The organism is Streptomyces sp. NPDC046197, assembly GCF_040646295.1.
Lineage (GTDB): Bacteria > Actinomycetota > Actinomycetes > Streptomycetales > Streptomycetaceae > Streptomyces.
In genome coordinates, this window is sequence record NZ_JBEYZY010000012.1 from 22,017 (window position 1) to 39,964 (window position 17,948).

Sequence of the window (17,948 nt, forward strand, 5' to 3'; positions counted from 1 at the left end):
ACGCCACCGCACGGCCGACTCCGAGACGCGGGGCGGCAGTTGGAGCGTACGGAAGTCACCGGGGCCCGTCGGGTCCCTCGCCCGGCCCGAGGCGTCTGTGATGATGGGCAGTCGCTGTGCCCGACCACGTCTCACCGTCGAGCCGCCCCCGGCGGCACAGCACGGTAAGTCGTCCGGTCTCTTACGCAAAGCGTCCTTCCGTGCCCTCACTCATCCCCGCTCCCTCGCCCCGGCCCGCGACCGCTCCCCGCCGGGTGATCCTGCCCCCGCCCCGACGCCTCGGCGGCTCCGCACCACCGCGCGAGGACCGTTCCCCATGGCGGGCGCTGCGCCACCGCGGCATGCGCTGGTGGTCGGCGGCGAACCTGGTGTCCAACGCGGGCACCTGGATGCAGCTGACCGCCCAGAACCTGCTGGTGCTCCACCTGACCGGGTCCGCCGCGGCCACCGGCCTGTCGCTGTCCGCACAGGCCGCCCCCGGGCTGCTGCTGGGGCTGGCCGGCGGTGCCGCGGTCGACGCGTGGCCGCGGCGGCTCACCGCCACGGTGAGCCAGGCCCTCCTCGCCCTGGTCGGCTTCGTCACCGCGGGCCTGGTCGTCACCGACCGGCTGACGGTGCCGGTCCTCATGGTCCTCGCGGCCGTCACCGGGCTGGTCGCCACGGTCGACGGGCCCGCCTGTGCCCTGCTCGGCAACGATCTGGTGCCGCGCCAGGACGTGCCCTCGTCGATCGCACTCGGCTCGGTGGTGAGCGGGGCCGGACGCGTGGGCGGAACCGCCCTGGCCGGCATCGTGGTGAGCTGGTGGGGCCCGGCGGCGGCGTACGCCGCGAACGGTCTGTCGTTCCTCGCCGTCGCCGCGGTGATCCCGTTCCTGCGGCCACACCCGGCGGCCGCGCGGGAACCGCGGGCCGCCGCGCCCCGGCCGCGGACGGCCGCTCCGGCACGGCGGGGCACCGGAGCCCGTGACGGCCTGGGCTTCTTCCTCAGCCGCCCGAGGCTCGTCGCCCTGGCCGGCATCACCGCGATCAGCAGTGTCTTCGGCCGCAACTACGGTCTCACGCTCGCGGTGCTGGTCACCGGACCGCTGGCCGCCGGAGCGGGTGCCTTCGGCACGGTGTCCACCGTCCTGGCCGTGGGCGGCGTGGCCGGCGCGGTGCTGGCCGGACGCCTGCGCACACCCTCGGTACGGCTCGTCGGCGCCCTGGCCACGGCCGGCGCGCTGCTGCAGATCGGCGCCGGACTCTCCCCGAGCCTGTGGATCCTGCTGCTGCTCGTGGCGCCCATGGCGGTGGTGGAGTCGGTCTCCGACACCGCCGGCACGACGGTCCTGCAGACGGACCCGCCGCCGCACATGCGTGGCCGCGTCCTTGGCGTGTGGCGCAGCGCCGGCACGGCCTGGAGCCTGGTCGGGCCCCCGCTGCTGGGTCTGCTCATGCAGACGGCGGGAGCCCGGGGCGCCCTGGTCATCGGCGGCGTGCTCGTCGCCGGCGCCATCGGCGGCGGCACCCTGCTGCGAGACCGCCGTACGCACCGGATGCGGGCGCGCGCGCAGACGGCGGACACGCGGACGACGGCGACGCCGACGGCGGCCGGACGGACGGCGGCGGGACAGTCGTACGGCCGTCCCTTCGCGCCCGTGGTGCTTCCCGGCCGCCGCACCGGCGATCGGGCGCAGGACACGATCCGCGAGACGGTGCCGCTCGGGCGCCGCGCCGCCGTCCGCCTGCGTGGCAGGGTCGGCGAGGCCGTGCTGCCCGGCCGGCGCGCTGCGGCTCGCGCCCACAGCGGGGTCACCGGGGCCCTGCGGCCCGCCCGGCGAGCCGTCTGTGCGGCGGCGCCCGGACACCGCACCGCGCCGCACGACGAGCCCTGTATCGGCTGCGCACCGGCAGGCTGACCGGAGCCGGCCCACCCAGCCGTACCGGTCGGTTCCAACCCGGCGCCAATCCGGAGCTCTACTCGCGGGGCGGCGCCGTCAGCACGGAGAGTGTGCCGTTGGCCCGACGGAGCGCCGTCTCAAGGGCCGGCGGCTGGTGCAGGGCGCCACTGCCGTCGGGCGGGATCAGCCATTCCAGGAACCGGGCGGGCCGGTACGGCGGGGGTACGGCGACCCATGACCCCTTGCTCGCATGACGCACTCCGGACCCGACCCACTGGCCGCCCGGGTCCGGCGGCAGGAGGAAGCCGACCCGGTGGGCGGCCGTGTCCACGAGCGTCGGCCCCGGCGTGCGGAGGTCGCAGCGCCAGAGGACGTCCAGGGTCAGCAGCCCCAACTGATCGGGCACGCTGAGTACGTCCCAGTAGCGGCCGGCCTCCAGCAGTGCGATGCCGCTTCCCTGATCCCACGCCCGTTTGCACGCCCGGGGATTCGGCGCGGCCGCGGCCAGCCACTCCACGCCGTCCGTCCACATCGCACTGGTCATTTCCGCTCCGTATGTCGTCCGTATGTCGTCCGTCGGCTCGTCGACGGGGGCAGGCAGGAACCAGCCGGGCCGACCGTCGGCGGCACACCGACCGGGCATATGCATGCTGGTGGACACCTCCGTGCTCCGGAAGGGGTGGTGCGGCCTGGCGCTTTTGTCCCGGACGTTCGAGTCCCGGCGCCCCGTTCGGGGACCCTCACGCGGGAGGCAGCACGACCTCGACGGCTTCGGCCGGAGTGGCCACCCGGATCGGTCCGTGACCCGCGGCGGTGGCGGACGGGGCGTCCGGGAGCGCCCAACCGTCCAGCAGCGCGACGGTCTTGCCCGCCCGCAGTGCCAGCGCCACCTCGCTGAGCGTGCCCCAGCCGCCCCCGACCGCGATCAGCGCGTCGCAGGTGTTCACCAGGATCCCGTTGCGCAGCTCGCCCAGCCCCGTCGCGACCGCGACGCTCAGGTGGCGGTTCCCGGCGCCCCGGTCGCGGCCCGGGAGCAGACCGACCACCATGCCGTCGGCGTCCCTGGCGCCCTGCGCGCACGCCTCCATGACCCCGCCGAGGCCCCCGCACACCACGACGGCTCCCCGCCGGGCGAGCAGCCCGCCCACCTGCCGGGCCAGCTCCGCCTCCCGAGCGGACGCCTGTCCGGGGCCGGCCACGGCGATGCAGGGACGCATACGCCCCATGGAACGGCGCAGGGCGAGCTCCCGACAAGGGAAGCGCCGGTTTCGCGAAGAAGCCGGGACGGACCATGGACGCATGAATCTGTCGTGACAACCGCTGATTCTGAAGTCAAACCTTGTCTCGAGAGCAGTTTTCCTCCTACGCTCCTGCTAATCCGTCGTCGTCGATCACCGGGACAGCCCATGGACCGCACCCGTCTGCAGCACCTGCTCGTCCGGGAGACCGCCGAGGCCGAGCGGCGCAACCCGCGCTCGAAGGCCGCCTACGACCGCGCCGAGCACCTCTTCGGCCGGGTGCCGATGACCTGGATGAACAAGACCGCCGGTGCCTTTCCCCGCTACCTGGCCTCCGCCCGGGGCGCCCGGATCACCGACGTCGACGGGCACGAGTACATCGACTTCTGCCTGGGTGACACCGGCGCGATGGCGGGGCACTCGCCCACGGCCGTGTCCGAAGCGGTCAGCCGCCGGTACACCGAGCTCGGCGGCGCGACCGCGATGCTGCCCACGGAGGACGCCGAGTGGGTCGGCGCCGAGCTCACCCGGCGCTTCGGCCTCGCCCGCTGGAGCTTCTCGCTCACCGCGACGGACGCCAACCGCTGGGCGATACGGCTCGCCCGCGCCGTCACCGGCCGCCCCAAGATCCTGGTGAACAGCTACTGCTATCACGGCAGCGTCGACGAGTCACTCATCGTGACCGGCCCGGACGGCCACGGCACAGCCCGCCCCGGCAACGTCGGAGCCCCCTGCGACGTCACCGTGACCAGCCGGGTCGCGGAGTTCAACGACCTGGCGCAACTGGAGCGGGAGCTCTCCCACGGCGATGTGGCCGCCGTGCTCATGGAGCCGGCGCTGACCAACATCGGCATCGTGCTGCCCGACCCCCGCTACCTGGCCGGCGTCCGCGCCCTGACCAGGCAGTACGGTGCACTCCTGATCAACGACGAGACGCACACCTTCTCGGCCGGCCCGGGCGGCTGCACCGCGGCCTGGGACCTGGAGCCGGACCTGCTCACCATCGGCAAGGCGATCGGCGGAGGCATCCCGGCCGGTGCCTACGGCCTGTCCGCGGCACTGGCGGACCGGCTCCTGGACCGGGAGGACCTGGATCTGGTGGACATGGGCGGAGTCGGCGGCACCCTCGCGGGCAACGTCCTGTCGGTCGCCGCGATGCGCGCCACGCTGGAACACGTACTCACCGACGAGGCGTTCGCCCGGATGGCCAAGCTGTCCGAACGCTTCGAGGCCGGAGTGCGCGCCGGCATCGACGCCCACGAGCTGCCGTGGTCGGTCAGCCGCCTCGGCGCCCGCACCGAATACCGCTTCGTGTCCCCGGCCCCGCGCACCGGCACCGAGTCCGCGGCGGCAGCGGATGCCGAGCTGGAGGACTTCCTCCACCTCTACCTGGCCAACCGGGGCATCCTCCTCACCCCCTTCCACAACATGGCCCTGATGTGCCCCGACACGACCGAGGCCGATGTCGACGCGCACACCGAGGTCTTCAACACCGCCCTGGCGGAACTGACCGGCTGACCGGTGCCGTTGGACCGACGAGCCGGCAATGACCGGCAACAACCGGCAACGACCGGCAACGACCGGCAACGACCGGCAACGACCGGCAACGACCGGCAACAAGGAGAACGACGCACGTGGACGAGATCGACCGGGCCATCCTGCGCGAACTGCAGACCGACGGGCGTATCGCGTACGCGGACCTCGGCCCCAGGGTCGGACTGTCCGCCTCCGCGGCCCGGCAACGGCTCCAGCGGCTGCTGGACTCCAGGGCCGTCCAGGTGGTGGGGGTGACCGACCCGATGGCCATGGGCGGGCAGGCGATGGCACTGCTCGGCATCGCCGTGGACGGCGATCCGCGGGCGGTCGCCGACGAACTGGCCGGGCGCGCCGAAGTGGTCTACTCGGTCCTCACCTCCGGCGGCTTCGACCTGTTCGCCGAGGTGGTCACGCCGGGGCCGAGGGACCTGCTGGACTTCGTCAACGACGTGGTCCGCCCGATCGAGGGCGTCCGGCAGGTGCAGTCGTTCCCGTACTTCGGCATCCACACGCACCGCTTCCTGTGGGACGTGGGCTGACCCACGGCGCGCGCACCGCGAACGCCGCGTGCGACCGGGACCGCCGCGTGCGCCGGGCGCGCCGTCGACCGCGTCGGCGGTCATGAGACTGCCGTAGGTCCCCCTCGGTCACCGTCCGGACCGCCCGGTGTGAGCACGAGCATGGTGACGTCGTCGCGCACGGTGCCGCAGTGCTCGAGGAGATCGATCAGCACATGCTCGGCGAGGGCCGACGGGTCGACGTCGCTGAGCTGCGGCAGCCGGTCCAGCAGGGGGTAGAACGCGCCCTGCGCGTTGCGCGCCTCGGTGACGCCGTCCGAGGCGAGGAACAGCACGTCGCCGGGCTGCAGCAGCACGGTGTGCCCGTCCTGCACCGGGGCGCCCCCGGGCAGGCCGAGCCCGAGCGGCGTCCACGGCGCGACCTCGATCTCGCTGGCCTTCCCGTCCCGCAGCAGCACGGGAGGCGGGTGTCCGCAGATCACCACCCGCGCCACCCGCGCATCGCGGGAGAACTCCAGGAGTACGGCGGTCGCGAACAGCTCCGCGTGCCGCACCTCCTGCGAGTCCACCACCAGGCGGCGATCGAGGGCCGCCGCGACCGCCGACAGGTCCCGCCGGTCCAGTACCGCCTCGCGGAAGGTCCCCAGCAACGAGGCGACGGTGGACACCGCGGCCAGGCCGTGGCCCTGCACATCCCCCATGATCGCCCGCACGCCGTGCGGACCCCGGCGAACGTCGAAGAAGTCCCCGCCGACCAGCGTCCCGCGCTGCGCGGCCCGGTACAGGCCCGCGCAGCGCAGCGGGCCGACCTGCTCGGGGAGCGGCGGCACCACGGCCCGCTGCGCGGCCGCGGCCACCGTGCGCTCCAGGTCCAGCTGCGCGTCGCGGCGGCTGCGCACGTAGGACACGAACACGCTCAGTACGGCGACGAAGGACACGGTGAGCAGGTCGGTGTTGCCGGGATGGTTCAGCCGGAAGGCCGGCACGTTCAGCATCGTGATCACGACGACGCCGAGTCCCGCGGTCGCCAGCGGTCCGTACGAAAGCACGGCCAGCGGCGGGATGGCGCCCAGCAGGAACCCGATGTCGAGCGGATCCGGGCTGATCAGCGTGGCCACGCACACCGCCAGCACCAGTAGGAGCGGCAGCACCCGTATCCAGCGGGGCGGCGGGGCGCCCCGCAGCCAGCCCCGCCGGTCGGGGTCCCGGTGCGAAACCGGGGCTGCCTCTTTTCGCACACCACCACGCTGCTACGGCGGACCGTGTCCCGCACGCCGAGCACCCACGGCCACAACGGCGTGAGCGTGAGCCGGATCCGTGGGCGCCGCGGGGTCGAGCGATTGCATCCGGCGCCGACCACCGCGGCGACCGGACCGGTCTCCTCGGCAGGTGGCCGGGAAGCCGTCGACCGCGCCCTTGCCTGTTTCGCCGACGCGGCCTCGCTCAGCCGGCCTCGCTGGCCGGCGTCGCCGGACAGCAGGTCATCGGCCGCCGCGCGGATCTCGGTGATCCACAGACGGAACGCGGCGTCGCACGGGTGCGGCCGCCCGGTGCGGGTGGCGCCGGACGACTTCGTCCTCCCGGGCGGCGTCGACCACGGCGGGCCCCTGGGGGCACGGTCGGCGCAAGCGGATTGTCGAGCAGCGGACGACACCGCTGCCGCGCGGCGCGCACCGCCAGGCCGGCCCGGACGTGCCGGTCGTCACCGAGCGTGTGACAGGACCCGGGTGCTTGGGCAGCCCGCCATCGAAGGGCGCGCCGGACGGCTCAGGCGGCCCGGCGCGGCTCTTCCGCGGTGCCTTCGCCCGTCTCGGCCACGACCGGGACCTTCTCGATGCCGGTGCTTCGGCGGCCGCCGGCGATGAGGCGCAGGTGCCTGCGGTGCCTCACGTGACGGCGGCGCGGCGGGGCGGGATCGAGCACGCGATCCTCAATCCGGTCCATGACCAGCAGCAGGATGGACAGGAGGGGCAGCAACAGAACAGCGACAAAGACCACGACGTCCCCTTTGGCCGGAACAGAATGCGAGTGCTCCGAACGACCCCGTTAATGAGTTCGAACGGGTGAAGAATCGGTGACGATCGCGGTGAAGACGTGGTGACTGTGGCGGGGCTCCGGGGCCGTCGGCGGGCAGCCGTCCCTGGCCGAACTGCCTGTTGTTCATGGACTGGTTCGGGCGGACGAGAGTTCCCTACGATGTACTCTCTGTCATGCCAGCCCAGTTGGCGCGGTCGAGTCGGCGAATTCCGGGGGATCGATGCGCATGGAGAACAAGCTGTCCACGAAGATAGACGAAAATGTGCCGACGGCCGCGCGGATGTACGACTACTACCTGGGTGGCAGGGACAACTACGCGGCCGACCGGGCGGCGTGCGAGGAGCTCGACAAGGTCGTCCCGAGCACCCGGCGACTGGCACTGAACAACCGGCGCTTCCTGCAGCGGGCCGTGCGTACGCTCGCGCAGGAGTACGGCATCCGGCAGTTCCTGGACCACGGTTCGGGGCTGCCCACCCAGGACAACGTCCACCAGGTCGCCCAGCGCATCGACCCCAAGACGCACGTGGTCTACGTCGACAACGACCCCATGGTGCTGGTGCACGGCCGGGCGCTGCTGCAGCAGGACGAGCGCACCGCCGTCATCCACGCCGACATGCGGCAGAGCGACGAGATCTTCTCGCACCCGGAGACCCAGCGCCTGATCGACTTCTCGCAGCCGGTGGCCGTACTGTTCAACTCGGTCTTCCACTGCATCCCGGACAGCGACACCGACGGCCCCCTCGCGGTGGTCCGCCGCGTCCGGGAACGTCTCGCGCCGGGCAGCTTCATGCTCATGTGCCAACTGGTCAGCGAGGATCCCGAGGTGCGTGACTTCGTCACCGACTTCATGGACCGGGCCACGCAGGGCCACTGGGGCCGGGTGCGTCAGGAGAAGGACGTCGCCGACTGGTTCGAGGACCTGGAGACTCTCGAGCCGGGTCTTGTGGAGGTGTCCACCTGGCGACCGGACTCGGAGGTGGCTCCCCGTCAACTCACCCACGAATGGGTCGAGTTCGGCGGTGTGGGCCGGATCCGCTAGCCGATCGGCGGGCACCGGCCCCGCCGATCCGGCGGACGGAACACGCCACGGTGCGTCAGGGCGTGGAGTACCGGTCCTCGATCGTCTTGCGCAGCAGCGCCAGGGACTCCAGGGGCGTCAGGGCCTCGTCGGCCAGCCTGTCCAGGGCGACTCGGTACTCCTCCGTCTCGTCCCGGTCCTCCAGGAAGTTGGCGCTCCTGATGTGCTCCAGGTAGACGACGTCGGGAAGGTCGAGCCCGCCGAAACGGAGATAGGTGATCGGGATGCCGGGCGCGGAGGCGTTCGTGACGTCGAGCGGGATGATCTGCACGGTCACGTTGGGGCGCTGGGCCATCTCGACGAGGTGTTCGAGCTGCCCGCGCATGACCTCACGGCTGCCCAGGACCCGCAGCAGGACCGACTCGTCGACGACCGCCCACAGTTGCGGGGCGTCGGAACGCAGCAGCAACTGCGCCCGGCGCATGCGCAGTTCCACACGCCGCTGTACCTCGCCGGCGGACGCCGTGGGCAGTCCGCGTTCCACCACTGCCCGGGTGTAGGCGGCGGTCTGCAGCAGACCGGGAACGTACTGGATCTCGAACGTGCGGATCGCGGCGGCTGCCTCCTGCAGGCCGACCAGCCGGTCGAACCACTCCGGCATCAACCGCTTGTCGTAGCGCTGCCACCATCCGGGCTCACCCGCGCGGCGCAGCAACTTCAGCAGGACCGAGGACTCGTAGTCGTCGGTGCCGTACAACTTGAGCAGTGCGTGGACGTCGCCCTCCGCCGGAGGCCGACGGCCCTTGCCCGACTCCATGCGCGACAGCTTCGCGGCACTGAACCCGAGTTCGCGTGCCGCCTGTTCCTGGGACAGACCCGCGTCCTCGCGGAACCCCGCCAGCTGAACTCCGACGAGCATCTTCAGCAGGGTCGGGGCGGGCTCGGACCGATCCAGATAGGGTTCGAGACGGGAGAGACGATGCGGCTCGGCGGACATCCTGACTCCCAGTGGACCGGCAGACTTGGGGCCTTACACTATCGCACCGCTCCGCTGCGGAGCGCATCCGTTCGTACAAGTCGGCGAGTTGCTTCCGTTTCCGGTGCGGGCGAGCGTTCACAGCAGATGGTCGAACTCGCCGTCCTTCGCGCCCGCCACGAACGCGGCCACCTCCGCCGGGGTGTACACCAGGGCGGGGCCGTCGGGGTCACGGGAGTTGCGCAGCGCTATGGCGCCGTCGACCAGAGTGGCGACCTCCACGCAGTTGCCCTCGGCGTTGCTGTGCCGGCTCTTGATCCAGCGGGCGTCCAACGAGCTGGCCCGCACTCCGTTCTGCACTGGTGGCACCACGTTCCCCTTGCCCTTGACGTTCCGTCGTGCGCTGTGCGCGGTGATCTCGGGGGCCGGACCGCTTCGCTTCGGACCGTGCCCCGCGCTGCGCACTTTCACAAGAAATTTCGCGTGCAATTGCACACGAGCGCTGTCTGCGTGGATAATAGCCGTGGCGTCAACCCCTTGGCTGGCGTCGTTCGGTGACGTCGCATCAGGGAGATGCCCGTGCCCTCACCTGCGAGCCGAGTACTCGGATCGTCGAGCGCGACCGCGTCCGTGGCGGGCGACTCCGCCCGGCCCGACGAGGTGGCGCGAGGAGTACGAGCGGCCATCCCGAGAGCGATGTCCTGGGGGGAGTCGAACGGCGTCCCGGCCGCACTCGCATCCGCCGCGCTGCGGATCGAGTGCGGCCCCGAGGGGTTCGCGCGGGCCCGGGCCTTCACGCGTGCCACGCTGTGCCGTTGGTCGCTCGACCACTGCGGTGACGACGCCGTCGTGGTCGTCACCGAGCTCGCCGCGAATGCCGCGACGCACGCGGTGCCGTGTGCCGCGGCACTCGCGGCGAGCGACACGGACGTGTGGCTCGCACTCACCCTGGACACCGCTCATGTGACGCTCGCCGTCACCGATCCCTGCGACAGCCCACCCGCCCCCGCGCCCGCCGCCGGTCCCCACCTGGCGGAGAGCGGCCGGGGCCTGGGCATCGTCGAAGCTCTGGCGGACGTATGGGGCTGGTCCCCGAGGCCGCCGGCGGGCAAGACGGTGTGGGCGAGGCTGTCGACCCGCCCTCCCCGCTGATCCCCCCCATCGACCGCCGCGGAAAGGTCCGACGCCATGCGCACCGCACCGACGGAGCAGCCGAGTATCCAGTGCACCGACCAGGAGACGCCCTCGACCGGCGTGGCCGGGAGCACGCCGCTCTCGGCGCTGGGGCAGGTGCCCTGGCGCGACATCAGGGATTCCACCGGCCCCGCGACGGCCGTCCCCCTGCTGCTCCATCGCGTGGCGAGCGGTGACGCCGAGACCGCCGGTGCGGCGCTGGAGGACCTGCGGCAGCGGATCTGCCAGTACGGCTTCGTGGTGGAGCAGGCGACCGCGGCCACGGTGCCGTTCCTGTGGGAGCTCGCTCAGCTGCCCCGCGTGACGTGTCGGCCGCAGATCATTCGGTTGCTCAGGAACATCGCCGACGCCCGGCAGTGGGAGAGCGTGGCCGCCGTCTACCCGAAGCTCCTCAATCACCGTGAGAACCCCGTGGTGTGGGAACGACGGGCGCGGCAGGCGGTACGTGCCCGGCGCGGCGCGCTGAGGACCCTGCTGACCGACCAGGACAGGGAGGTCGCGGTGTCCGCGTCGGAACTGGCCGACGTCCTCGCCGTCTGAGTCCCGCAGCGCGCGGACGGCGAGCGCCGTCCGTTCCCGCGGCGCCGCCCCGCGGGCTGTGCGCCCTGGGGCGACGGTGCGGTCATTTCGTCGCCGGGCCCTTGGCACTCCTCGCGATCACCGGCCCTGCAGCGCCGGTCCCGGCTGCCCCGACGGCCGCGAGGGTGCCAGTGCCTGGCGGATTTCGCAGGTCACGCCGGTGCCGAGCGGTCGTACGCACAGGCACTCGGGCGACGGCCGGCATCCGGGTGCATGCTGCCCGGTCCCATGGACGCCGTGTCCTCCCCTGCTCGGATACGTGCTGCTTACCCCAATTTTTGGCTCATCGCCCGAAAAGCACCTATATTGCGGATACCTCTGCCGGGTCGTGCGGCGCCCCCTGCCGCAGACGGGAGCTGCCCGGATATGTGCGGGCCGAGTATTCAGCGGAGGACCCGGTGAGCGTTACTCGACGGACCGAGCGCGGCGGCAGGCTCCGCGGTGCGGTGATCCACGCGTGCGATGCGGTCGGGATCCGGCCATGAACTGGCGGGACCGTGGCGCCTGCCGTTCCGAGGATCCCGAGCTGTTCTTCCCACTGGGGGAGCACGGCCCGTCGTCGCGTCAGATAGAACAGGCCCGCGCGGTGTGCCACCGGTGCCCCGTGTTGCCCGAGTGCAGGGCGTGGGCCCTGCGCCACGGCGAGTACGACGGCGTCTGGGGAGGCATGACCGCGGGGGAGCGCCGTGCCGTCGTGCGGCGGCGAGCCGAGGACCGCGGTCGGTGAGAACCGGCGGGCCCCTGTTGTCGAGCAGTGGCTGACCCACCAGAAATCGACTGAATTTGGTCAATCGTGTGCCACGAGGCGCCCACCATGCATGGCACGGCGTGCCTGGGGCATACGGAGCAAAAATCGAGAGAGGGGCGCTCCGTGCTGGTTCCGGACCCGAAGGTCGTCAGGACGTTGCTGACTCGGTACGCATCACTGAAGATCGCGCAGGCTGAGAGGGAGCGGGCCGAGACGGCTCGGGAGCTGGACGACGTCAGTTACACCTTGTGCGTGATGATGGGGACCACCAGCGTCAACGACGCGATCGCGCGGGCGGACGCCCTGCTCGTGGCCCCCGGGCCGACGGCGGACGTCGCGAAGGACCCGGACGGGGACAACGGCCTGTCGCTGGCCGTGTGACCCCGTCGCGACGCGGGTGGGCAGCGTCCGTGGCACGGCGTGCCGAGCCGACGACGGTCGTCGGTCACGAACCGGCCACGGACGTCCCCGAGCGGATCAAGGAGCGGATCCGCGGACCAGCCGGTCGCCTCCTGGACCGGCAGGTCAACGAGCCACGGTGCGACCGCCGTTGAGTCGCTCGGGCTCCGCGGGTGCGGGGCGGGCCAGCCAGTGGGCGATGGCACGAGCGATCGGCTGGCCGGTCTCCACCTCGACGAAGCCGAACTGACCCGACTGGTTGCACTCCAGGAACCACCAGGTTCCGTCGGCGTCCTCGGCGAAGTCGAAGGCACCGTAGGCCAGTTCGGCCTCCTGGACGTAGGTGAGCACCGCTGCGGCGACTCGGGGCGGGACCTCGGCCGGACGCCACGGCGTGGGCGACGAGGCGAAGCGGACGTCCACCTCGTCGGGATCCGCGTCCGCCGCAGTCTCCTTGCGGGCGGCCAGCAGCGTGTCGCCGACGACCGTCAGGCGGATGTCGGCGCGCTTGGCGATCCGGCGTTGCAGCAGAGTCGGGCCGTAGGCGACGGCGCCGAAGTCGGTGTCCGGCGCCACCCGGCTGGTCGGCACCGCCCGGGGCGGCTCCTGCGGGTGCGCTCCCGAGACCGGCTTGACCACGAGGTCCGGGAAGCGCTCGGCGAACGCGCGGGCGGCCTGCGGAAACGTCGTGATGAGGGTGGCCGGCACCGGTAGCCCGCTGCGCTGGGCCAGCCGCAGCTGCCAGGGTTTGTGACGTGCCCGCTGGGCCGCTTCGGGATGATTCATCCAGCGTGCCGCGGAGCCGCGCAGCATGCCGTAGAGCGCCTGCGAGGACTCCTCGGTGAGCCAGGCCGAGGGCTGGGCCGCGCGGGCCGCCGGCACGCCGGGTCTGCGGACCCAGACGGACCGCAGGCCGCTCACGCTCACGAGCCGGCCCCCGGCCGACAGATGGCCGCGGAAGGCGCCGTGCACGTACTCTCCCGAGAGCGCGACGCCCGCGGTCAGATCGGCCGGATCGAGGCGGACCACCGGAACTCCGGAGGCGTTCAGGTGCACCACCACCATGTCCGCCGTCACGTCCTCCTCGCCGGTGAGAATCAGTACCGTCATTTCGTTGCCGGCCGTGTTCAGTCGTCGAAGTGCGTCTTGGAGCCCGCCGTGGAGGTCGTGGTGCCCAGTTCCCTCAGCAGGGCGTGGTCGGATGCGGCGATCCGCCCGTCGAGGAGCACGTTCAACTGCAGTCCGGAGTCGTAGGCGTACGGAGTGGCTGCCTCCCATTCCACTGCCGGACGCGCGTAGTTGAGCGCAAACGGTTGCATCGTCTCTCCCCTATCGGTGCAGCCGCGATCAAGCGTTGGTCATGCTTGCGGAGTCGCTTGTCCCGCTGACTTTGCTTCGGTTTCCCGAGACTTATACGAATCGAACGAGTGATTGGTTTCCTTACGGAGCGTAATCATTGGCCCGATGGTGTCCGCGACGCCCCAAACGTCCCGGTCGCTCGGTGAGGGAGGGCATGCGATCGCCGACGGCACTGTGCAGCGTGCGCAGGGCGAGGAGCAGGACACCTATGTCGTCCAGGTATACGGGGTCGGGCAGCAGGTCGACGGGCAGCAAGAAGTAGAGGACCGCGCCCCAGAACACCCAGCGCGGCCCGGTCGGAAGACCGGCGCGGCGCAGCTCCCGCCGGGCCCGGACCAGCCGCACCAGCACGGCCACGGCCACGGCGAGAACGCCCGCGAGGACCGCGGCGACGAGGAGAAGCAGTGTGGTGAAGTCCACAGTGCGTTCCGCCCCTCTTTTTCCGTCTTGTTCGGTCTTTTCCGGTGCTGCGGGACGGCACCGTCTGCGGCGGACGCAGCCACCGTGGGTCGGATTCCCGCTCGTCGCCCGTCCATGGCCCTCCGGCGGTGGGGCGGCCCGCGACGGTGCGCCGTCCGGACCACGGCAGGGCGATGTCACCCCAGCGCCTCACCCGAGTGGCGCGGCGCCGGAGGGGGCTTTAGTAATGGTCAGGGTAGATCGCGTGTCGCGCTTCGGATGCGCAGGAGCGGCCGCACCCCTCCCCTGGAGTCAAGGATGACCACCCGCTCTTCACCTCAGTCGAACCAGTCCGTCATCGCCTTCACCGACGAAGTCCACTGCGCGGAAGCACCGTCGGGGCTCGCGGGCGGAGGCGAGTCGGAGTGCGCGGACGGCGACCCGGTGCAACGCCTGGCGCGGGCCGCCGTCCGCGCCCGGCCTCTGGAGGAGGTCGTCCGGCTCGTCACCCTCCTGGAGGAGTCGCCCGAGCATGCGGATGCCGTCGTCCATGTGCTGCGAGCGGTCGGAAGGACGCGTCCGGTGGAGGACGTGGCGCGTCTGGTGGCCGCACTGACCCGGCCACCGCGCCCGGCCGACAGCGCCGACGTCACCATCCGCGCGGCGGTCGAGAGCCGCTGCGTCGAGGACGTGACGCGGCTGGTCGCGCTGCTGCACCGGGCGCCGCTGCAAGCGCACTGCGGCGTGGAGGCGGTCCGGGTGGCCGCCACCGGCCGGCCCGTCGAGGAACTCGTCGATCTGATCGGGCGGTTGGCCCGGGAGCGCGACGCCGGGCGATACGCGGCGGGATGCGAACCCATAGCCGCCGCGGTCGTGACGCGGAACGCGGACGCCGGTCTCCCGGACGACTCCGGAGCCGTCCCGGCCTCCGCAGGTGACGAGTTGCCGGGACACAGTGAAGAAACGTCGGCCACAGGCAGGGACGAGCGACCCGCGCGGACCGTCTTCTGGCCCAGCTGGCTGGCCGCGGCTGCCCTCGTGGTGTGCGGGGCGGCCTATTTCCCGCTGCGGCGGGACGGCGCCCCGCTCCTCGTCTACGGGCTCACCCTCGCCGCGTCCGGGCTGTGCGGGGTGCTGGCCCTCGTGCTGGCCCTGCGGGCCGGCGTGGCGGCGCTGGTCGCGGGGGCGGGGCTGACGGCGGTGCTGGCGGGGGCCGGGTTCATGGAAGTCAGGTTCGCCTCGGCCGAGTTGTCGCGGGCCGTGGCCATCACGGTGGCGCCACCGGGGAGCGCCGGCCTCACCGCGGTGTGCGCCTCCCTGGCCTCGCTGGCCGCTCTGGCGCTGTTGCTGATGGTGCAGATCTCGGAGCGGCATCCCCCGCCCCGGGCGACGGAGTGACCACTGCCGGCCGCGCGGCACCAAGTGCCGCGCGGCCGCTTTGCGTCGAGTGCCGCGCGGGTACCCGGCGGCAGCCCGGCGTCGAGTGTCGTACACATGCCCGGTGGCGAGCGGCAGCCCGAGGTCGGGGGCGAGCCGCGTATCCGGGCAGGGGCATCGGACACGTGCGGACGCCGGGGGCGCGGGCGGGGGCGGGGCGGCAGGGGCCGGGGCCCCGCACCGGGTCGGCGGCGCGCGCCCCGTCAGCCCGGAGCGTGTCGATCGGTGGAATCCGCGGGCCGGGTGGGGACACCGCCGGGGGAGGCGGCACCGGTCGGAGAGGCGGCACCGGTCGGGGCGGGGCCGGTGGGGGAGGCAGCGCCGGCGGGGTCACCGGTCGGGGCGGGACCGTCGGGAGAGGCCCCGTCGGTCTTCGGGTTCGCGGTGGTCGCGGGGCGCAGGGACAGGGCGGTGTCCTTGAGCCGCTCGAGTCCGCGGGCCAGCTGCTGGAAGGGCGACCCGGCCGACGCGCGGGTCTCCTTCTTCGCCGGCAGCAGACCCGCGGCCTCGGACTCCCGGTACGCGGCGAGGGCCTCGTGCGCCTGCTCGGCGGCCTCCCGGTACAGGTCCCGGGACCTGGTCATGGCCTCCAGTGCCTCCGCGTACCTGGTCACCAGCTCCCGCGCCTGCGCGAGCTCCTCCTCGACGGTCGTCAGGTGCCACTGCTCCCGCAGCGCGGTGAGCGCCTCGAGCGCACCGTCCGGCAGCGGCCTCGGCAGCGCGGCGAACCGCGTCACCGCGTCGATGAGTTCCGCCGGCTCCGTGCCGTCCAGGAAGACGCTGCGCACGGAGAACTCCCGCGCCTCGTAGTCCTGCGGTGCCGGGCCGCCGGGCAGGACGACGGCGCCGCCACGGGGCACCTCGGCGCCGAACTCCTCCAGCACCCAGTTGACGGCCCTGAGCCGGTGCGGCGCGGCACGGTGCTCCACGACCCGATCGCGCAGGCCCGGCGGGAGCAGCCGGACCAATGCCGGACGGCCGTGCTCGTCGGGGGTCATGGCCTCGTGGACGACGACGTGGATGGTCCAGCTGTCCCTTGCCGCATGTCGCAGGACGCGCCGGAGCGCCTTGTCGTCGTCCGGGAGCGGGGTGACGTCTGCGAGGCGCAGCCCCGGGGCGGCCTCGTGGTCCCAGCCGGTGCTGGCCTGACGCGGCCAGAACATGGCCACGGGGGAGGGCCACCGAGGGTCCCAGGGCCGCTCCGCCTCCGCCACCAGGACCCAATCCCGCCCCTGGGCGGAGTCACGGTGCGGTGCGAGCGCCAGCCGGGCCCGCACCGTCACGCCCGGCGGCACCTGCCAGCGGGCCTCGAAGACCCGTTCCGCGGACGCCTCGCCGTCGTCCGGTTGCAGACGGTCCTGAAGGACGCCGTCCTCCAGGAGCTTGTCCAAGTGGCGCCGTACGGCGTCCTCGGCGGTCGGTCCGGTGTGGCGGCCCCGGGCCGCCCACACCGTGTGCGGGATCACGGGACGGGGTGAGGAGGAGTTCGACATGAGCCAATCTGCGAGCAGGGGCCGACGTGCGCGTTCCAGTATCGCCAAGCCGGATCACGACCGACCGGGCGGGGGCCCTGTCGCAGGTGAACCCGCGTGTCCTCGTCGGTCCTGGCCGGTTCAGCCGGGCTGTGCGGACCGGCCGGCCCCGACCAGTTGGCCGGTGATGTCCGCGGTGTCCGCCGCGGGCGGCGGCGTGACGTCGACACGCGTCCCGAAGTCCTTGAACTTCAGCACCGTCGTACTCGTCACCTGCGCGTTCTGCTTCCCCGGCGTCCGTTGCCCCAGCGGGTGGAGGGTCAGGCGCACGCGCTCCTGCCGCAGACGGCCCCGGCCGTCCAGCCACAGATCCACCGGTGGCGACGACGTGCCCAGTTCGTGCCTCAGTTCCTCCGACTGCGCGGAGTTGCCCCCCGCCAGGGCCGACACCGGCACGGCCACCCGGTAGTGCGTGGTGCTCGTGCCGTCGACGGTGCCGGTGCCGACGCGGGTCACGTCGCGGGCGCGCACCCCCTTGAGACAGCGGAGCGGCCCGATGGAGTCGCTCACCTGCGACTGCCCGGCGGAGCCCGACCTGGTGAGCCGGGCCAGGTCGATCTTCATCCATGTCTTGCCACCCGGCAGGTCCGCCCGTTGCGGGCCCGAGGGCTTCTGGTACGCGACGCCGTCGACGACGCGCTGCTCGATCCGCGCGCCCCGCGAGGTCAGGGTCATCCGGCTGGCGCCGTCCTTCAGGGCCACCACGCCACTGCCGTGCGCGGCGACCTGCTGCCCCTCGGTGACCGCCGTGCCGACGACGGTCAGCTTCGCGGTGCCGGCGGCCACGGTCCGCCGGTAGGCGTCCTGGACGGCCTGCGCCTGCGACGTGGCGCCCTGCCCGGCAGCTGCGTCCCCGGCCGCGGACCCGGAGCCCTCGGAACCGCCGCAGCCGGCTGACCCGCTGATCAGTACCAGCGTGGCCACAGCACTTCCGATGTGCGCTCGCGACACGATGCACTCCTCCCAAGTCGGGCGGCTCTCCGTTTGGTTGACCCGCCCCGGTTTCCCCACCCGGCCCGTGTCACGCACGAAGAGGGCGGCAGGACGACCGGGTTCGGCCGCCGACCGATACCGCCCTCGGCCGGTGGCACCACTTGG

General features: G+C 72.6%; 20 protein-coding genes and 1 pseudogene. 9 read left to right on the forward strand and 12 right to left on the reverse strand.

The features are described 5' to 3' along the window. Positions 1-254 precede the first annotated feature (254 nt). Complete coding sequence (locus tag AB0A61_RS18450; protein WP_361293258.1) at positions 255-1,898, forward strand: MFS transporter; 1,644 nt, start codon at positions 255-257, stop codon at positions 1,896-1,898. Positions 1,899-1,956: 58 nt separating this feature from the next. Here the strand turns inward: AB0A61_RS18450 and AB0A61_RS18455 are convergent, their stop codons facing one another. Both AB0A61_RS18455 and AB0A61_RS18460 read right to left on the reverse strand, forming a co-directional pair. Beyond that, entirely contained in the window at positions 1,957-2,424 is a 468-nt protein-coding gene (locus AB0A61_RS18455; protein WP_361292876.1) for a hypothetical protein, read from the reverse strand. A 196-nt stretch (positions 2,425-2,620) separates the two neighbouring features. Continuing rightward, positions 2,621-3,097, reverse strand: coding sequence for a TIGR00725 family protein (locus tag AB0A61_RS18460; protein ID WP_361292878.1), 477 nt, complete (start codon positions 3,095-3,097; stop codon positions 2,621-2,623). Between the two features lie 189 nt (positions 3,098-3,286). On the opposite strand from AB0A61_RS18460, the gene AB0A61_RS18465 reads away from it, so the two are divergent. Both AB0A61_RS18465 and AB0A61_RS18470 read left to right on the forward strand, forming a co-directional pair. Further along, on the forward strand, positions 3,287-4,636 hold the full coding sequence (locus AB0A61_RS18465; protein WP_361292880.1) for a transaminase: 1,350 nt from the start codon (positions 3,287-3,289) through the stop codon (positions 4,634-4,636). A gap of 116 nt (positions 4,637-4,752) precedes the next feature. Next, positions 4,753-5,193 carry an Lrp/AsnC family transcriptional regulator gene (locus tag AB0A61_RS18470; protein ID WP_361292881.1) on the forward strand — a complete coding sequence of 147 codons (441 nt, stop codon included), beginning with the start codon at positions 4,753-4,755 and terminating at the stop codon, positions 5,191-5,193. An 80-nt stretch (positions 5,194-5,273) separates the two neighbouring features. On the opposite strand, the gene AB0A61_RS18475 is transcribed toward AB0A61_RS18470, so the two are convergent. The 3 genes and pseudogenes from AB0A61_RS18475 to AB0A61_RS18485 all read right to left on the reverse strand — a co-directional run bounded on the left by AB0A61_RS18475 (position 5,274) and on the right by AB0A61_RS18485 (position 7,170). Then, the gene (locus AB0A61_RS18475; protein ID WP_361292883.1) at positions 5,274-6,410 is read right to left on the reverse strand and encodes a PP2C family protein-serine/threonine phosphatase; all 1,137 of its coding nucleotides are present in this window, start codon (positions 6,408-6,410) and stop codon (positions 5,274-5,276) included. A 227-nt stretch (positions 6,411-6,637) separates the two neighbouring features. Next, a pseudogene (locus AB0A61_RS18480) lies at positions 6,638-6,733 on the reverse strand (gfo/Idh/MocA family oxidoreductase); the annotation flags it as partial. 206 nt (positions 6,734-6,939) lie between these two features. Continuing rightward, positions 6,940-7,170 carry a hypothetical protein gene (locus AB0A61_RS18485; protein WP_361292885.1) on the reverse strand — a complete coding sequence of 77 codons (231 nt, stop codon included), beginning with the start codon at positions 7,168-7,170 and terminating at the stop codon, positions 6,940-6,942. A gap of 259 nt (positions 7,171-7,429) precedes the next feature. Here AB0A61_RS18485 and AB0A61_RS18490 point away from each other — a divergent pair, with 259 nt between their 5' ends. Continuing rightward, positions 7,430-8,248, forward strand: coding sequence for an SAM-dependent methyltransferase (locus tag AB0A61_RS18490; RefSeq protein ID WP_361292887.1), 819 nt, complete (start codon positions 7,430-7,432; stop codon positions 8,246-8,248). Between the two features lie 55 nt (positions 8,249-8,303). On the opposite strand, the gene AB0A61_RS18495 is transcribed toward AB0A61_RS18490, so the two are convergent. Together AB0A61_RS18495 and AB0A61_RS18500 are read right to left on the reverse strand one after the other, a co-directional pair. Continuing rightward, positions 8,304-9,224: a helix-turn-helix transcriptional regulator gene (locus AB0A61_RS18495; RefSeq protein WP_361292889.1), complete on the reverse strand. Its 921-nt coding sequence runs from the start codon at positions 9,222-9,224 to the stop codon at positions 8,304-8,306. Between the two features lie 117 nt (positions 9,225-9,341). Continuing rightward, a complete protein-coding gene (locus AB0A61_RS18500; protein WP_361292891.1) occupies positions 9,342-9,572 on the reverse strand; it encodes a DUF397 domain-containing protein in 231 nt (76 codons plus the stop codon). Between the two features lie 210 nt (positions 9,573-9,782). Between AB0A61_RS18500 and AB0A61_RS18505 the strand changes: the two genes are divergently transcribed. The 4 genes from AB0A61_RS18505 (at position 9,783) to AB0A61_RS18520 (ending at position 12,105) form a co-directional block, all read left to right on the forward strand. After that, complete coding sequence (locus AB0A61_RS18505; protein ID WP_361292893.1) at positions 9,783-10,355, forward strand: ATP-binding protein; 573 nt, start codon at positions 9,783-9,785, stop codon at positions 10,353-10,355. 36 nt (positions 10,356-10,391) lie between these two features. Further along, positions 10,392-10,937: a hypothetical protein gene (locus AB0A61_RS18510; RefSeq protein WP_361292895.1), complete on the forward strand. Its 546-nt coding sequence runs from the start codon at positions 10,392-10,394 to the stop codon at positions 10,935-10,937. Positions 10,938-11,457: 520 nt separating this feature from the next. Beyond that, the gene (locus tag AB0A61_RS18515; protein WP_361292897.1) at positions 11,458-11,703 is read left to right on the forward strand and encodes a WhiB family transcriptional regulator; all 246 of its coding nucleotides are present in this window, start codon (positions 11,458-11,460) and stop codon (positions 11,701-11,703) included. 144 nt (positions 11,704-11,847) lie between these two features. Further along, a complete protein-coding gene (locus tag AB0A61_RS18520) occupies positions 11,848-12,105 on the forward strand; it encodes a DUF5133 domain-containing protein (protein WP_361292899.1) in 258 nt (85 codons plus the stop codon). Positions 12,106-12,249: 144 nt separating this feature from the next. Here AB0A61_RS18520 and tgmB read toward each other — a convergent pair whose 3' ends face one another. The 3 genes from tgmB to AB0A61_RS18535 form a co-directional block, all read right to left on the reverse strand. Continuing rightward, positions 12,250-13,233 carry an ATP-grasp ribosomal peptide maturase gene (gene tgmB, locus AB0A61_RS18525; protein WP_361292901.1) on the reverse strand — a complete coding sequence of 328 codons (984 nt, stop codon included), beginning with the start codon at positions 13,231-13,233 and terminating at the stop codon, positions 12,250-12,252. Positions 13,234-13,250: 17 nt separating this feature from the next. Next, the gene (gene tgmA, locus AB0A61_RS18530) at positions 13,251-13,442 is read right to left on the reverse strand and encodes a putative ATP-grasp-modified RiPP (RefSeq protein ID WP_361292903.1); all 192 of its coding nucleotides are present in this window, start codon (positions 13,440-13,442) and stop codon (positions 13,251-13,253) included. A 121-nt stretch (positions 13,443-13,563) separates the two neighbouring features. Continuing rightward, positions 13,564-13,902 carry a YkvA family protein gene (locus AB0A61_RS18535; protein WP_361292905.1) on the reverse strand — a complete coding sequence of 113 codons (339 nt, stop codon included), beginning with the start codon at positions 13,900-13,902 and terminating at the stop codon, positions 13,564-13,566. A 297-nt stretch (positions 13,903-14,199) separates the two neighbouring features. Between AB0A61_RS18535 and AB0A61_RS18540 the strand changes: the two genes are divergently transcribed. Continuing rightward, positions 14,200-15,279, forward strand: a complete 1,080-nt coding sequence (locus AB0A61_RS18540; RefSeq protein ID WP_361292907.1) for a hypothetical protein — start codon at positions 14,200-14,202, stop codon at positions 15,277-15,279. Between the two features lie 242 nt (positions 15,280-15,521). Here AB0A61_RS18540 and AB0A61_RS18545 read toward each other — a convergent pair whose 3' ends face one another. Further along, a complete protein-coding gene (locus AB0A61_RS18545) occupies positions 15,522-16,811 on the reverse strand; it encodes a hypothetical protein (RefSeq protein ID WP_361292909.1) in 1,290 nt (429 codons plus the stop codon). A gap of 120 nt (positions 16,812-16,931) precedes the next feature. Beyond that, positions 16,932-17,801: a hypothetical protein gene (locus AB0A61_RS18550; RefSeq protein ID WP_361292911.1), complete on the reverse strand. Its 870-nt coding sequence runs from the start codon at positions 17,799-17,801 to the stop codon at positions 16,932-16,934. Between the last annotated feature and the right edge of the window lie 147 nt (positions 17,802-17,948).

Bases quoted from the DNA above. Each gene is read 5' to 3' on its own strand.
- AB0A61_RS18455 (WP_361292876.1), bottom strand. From the start codon at position 2,424: ATGACCAGTGCGATGTGGACGGACGGCGTGGAGTGGCTGGCCGCGGCC.
- AB0A61_RS18460 (WP_361292878.1), bottom strand. From the start codon at position 3,097: ATGCGTCCCTGCATCGCCGTGGCCGGCCCCGGACAGGCGTCCGCTCGG.
- AB0A61_RS18465 (WP_361292880.1), top strand. From the start codon at position 3,287: ATGGACCGCACCCGTCTGCAGCACCTGCTCGTCCGGGAGACCGCCGAG.
- AB0A61_RS18490 (WP_361292887.1), top strand. From the start codon at position 7,430: ATGCGCATGGAGAACAAGCTGTCCACGAAGATAGACGAAAATGTGCCG.
- AB0A61_RS18495 (WP_361292889.1), bottom strand. From the start codon at position 9,224: ATGTCCGCCGAGCCGCATCGTCTCTCCCGTCTCGAACCCTATCTGGAT.
- AB0A61_RS18510 (WP_361292895.1), top strand. From the start codon at position 10,392: ATGCGCACCGCACCGACGGAGCAGCCGAGTATCCAGTGCACCGACCAG.
- AB0A61_RS18515 (WP_361292897.1), top strand. From the start codon at position 11,458: ATGAACTGGCGGGACCGTGGCGCCTGCCGTTCCGAGGATCCCGAGCTG.
- tgmB (WP_361292901.1), bottom strand. From the start codon at position 13,233: ATGACGGTACTGATTCTCACCGGCGAGGAGGACGTGACGGCGGACATG.
- tgmA (WP_361292903.1), bottom strand. From the start codon at position 13,442: ATGCAACCGTTTGCGCTCAACTACGCGCGTCCGGCAGTGGAATGGGAG.
- AB0A61_RS18540 (WP_361292907.1), top strand. From the start codon at position 14,200: ATGACCACCCGCTCTTCACCTCAGTCGAACCAGTCCGTCATCGCCTTC.
- AB0A61_RS18545 (WP_361292909.1), bottom strand. From the start codon at position 16,811: ATGTCGAACTCCTCCTCACCCCGTCCCGTGATCCCGCACACGGTGTGG.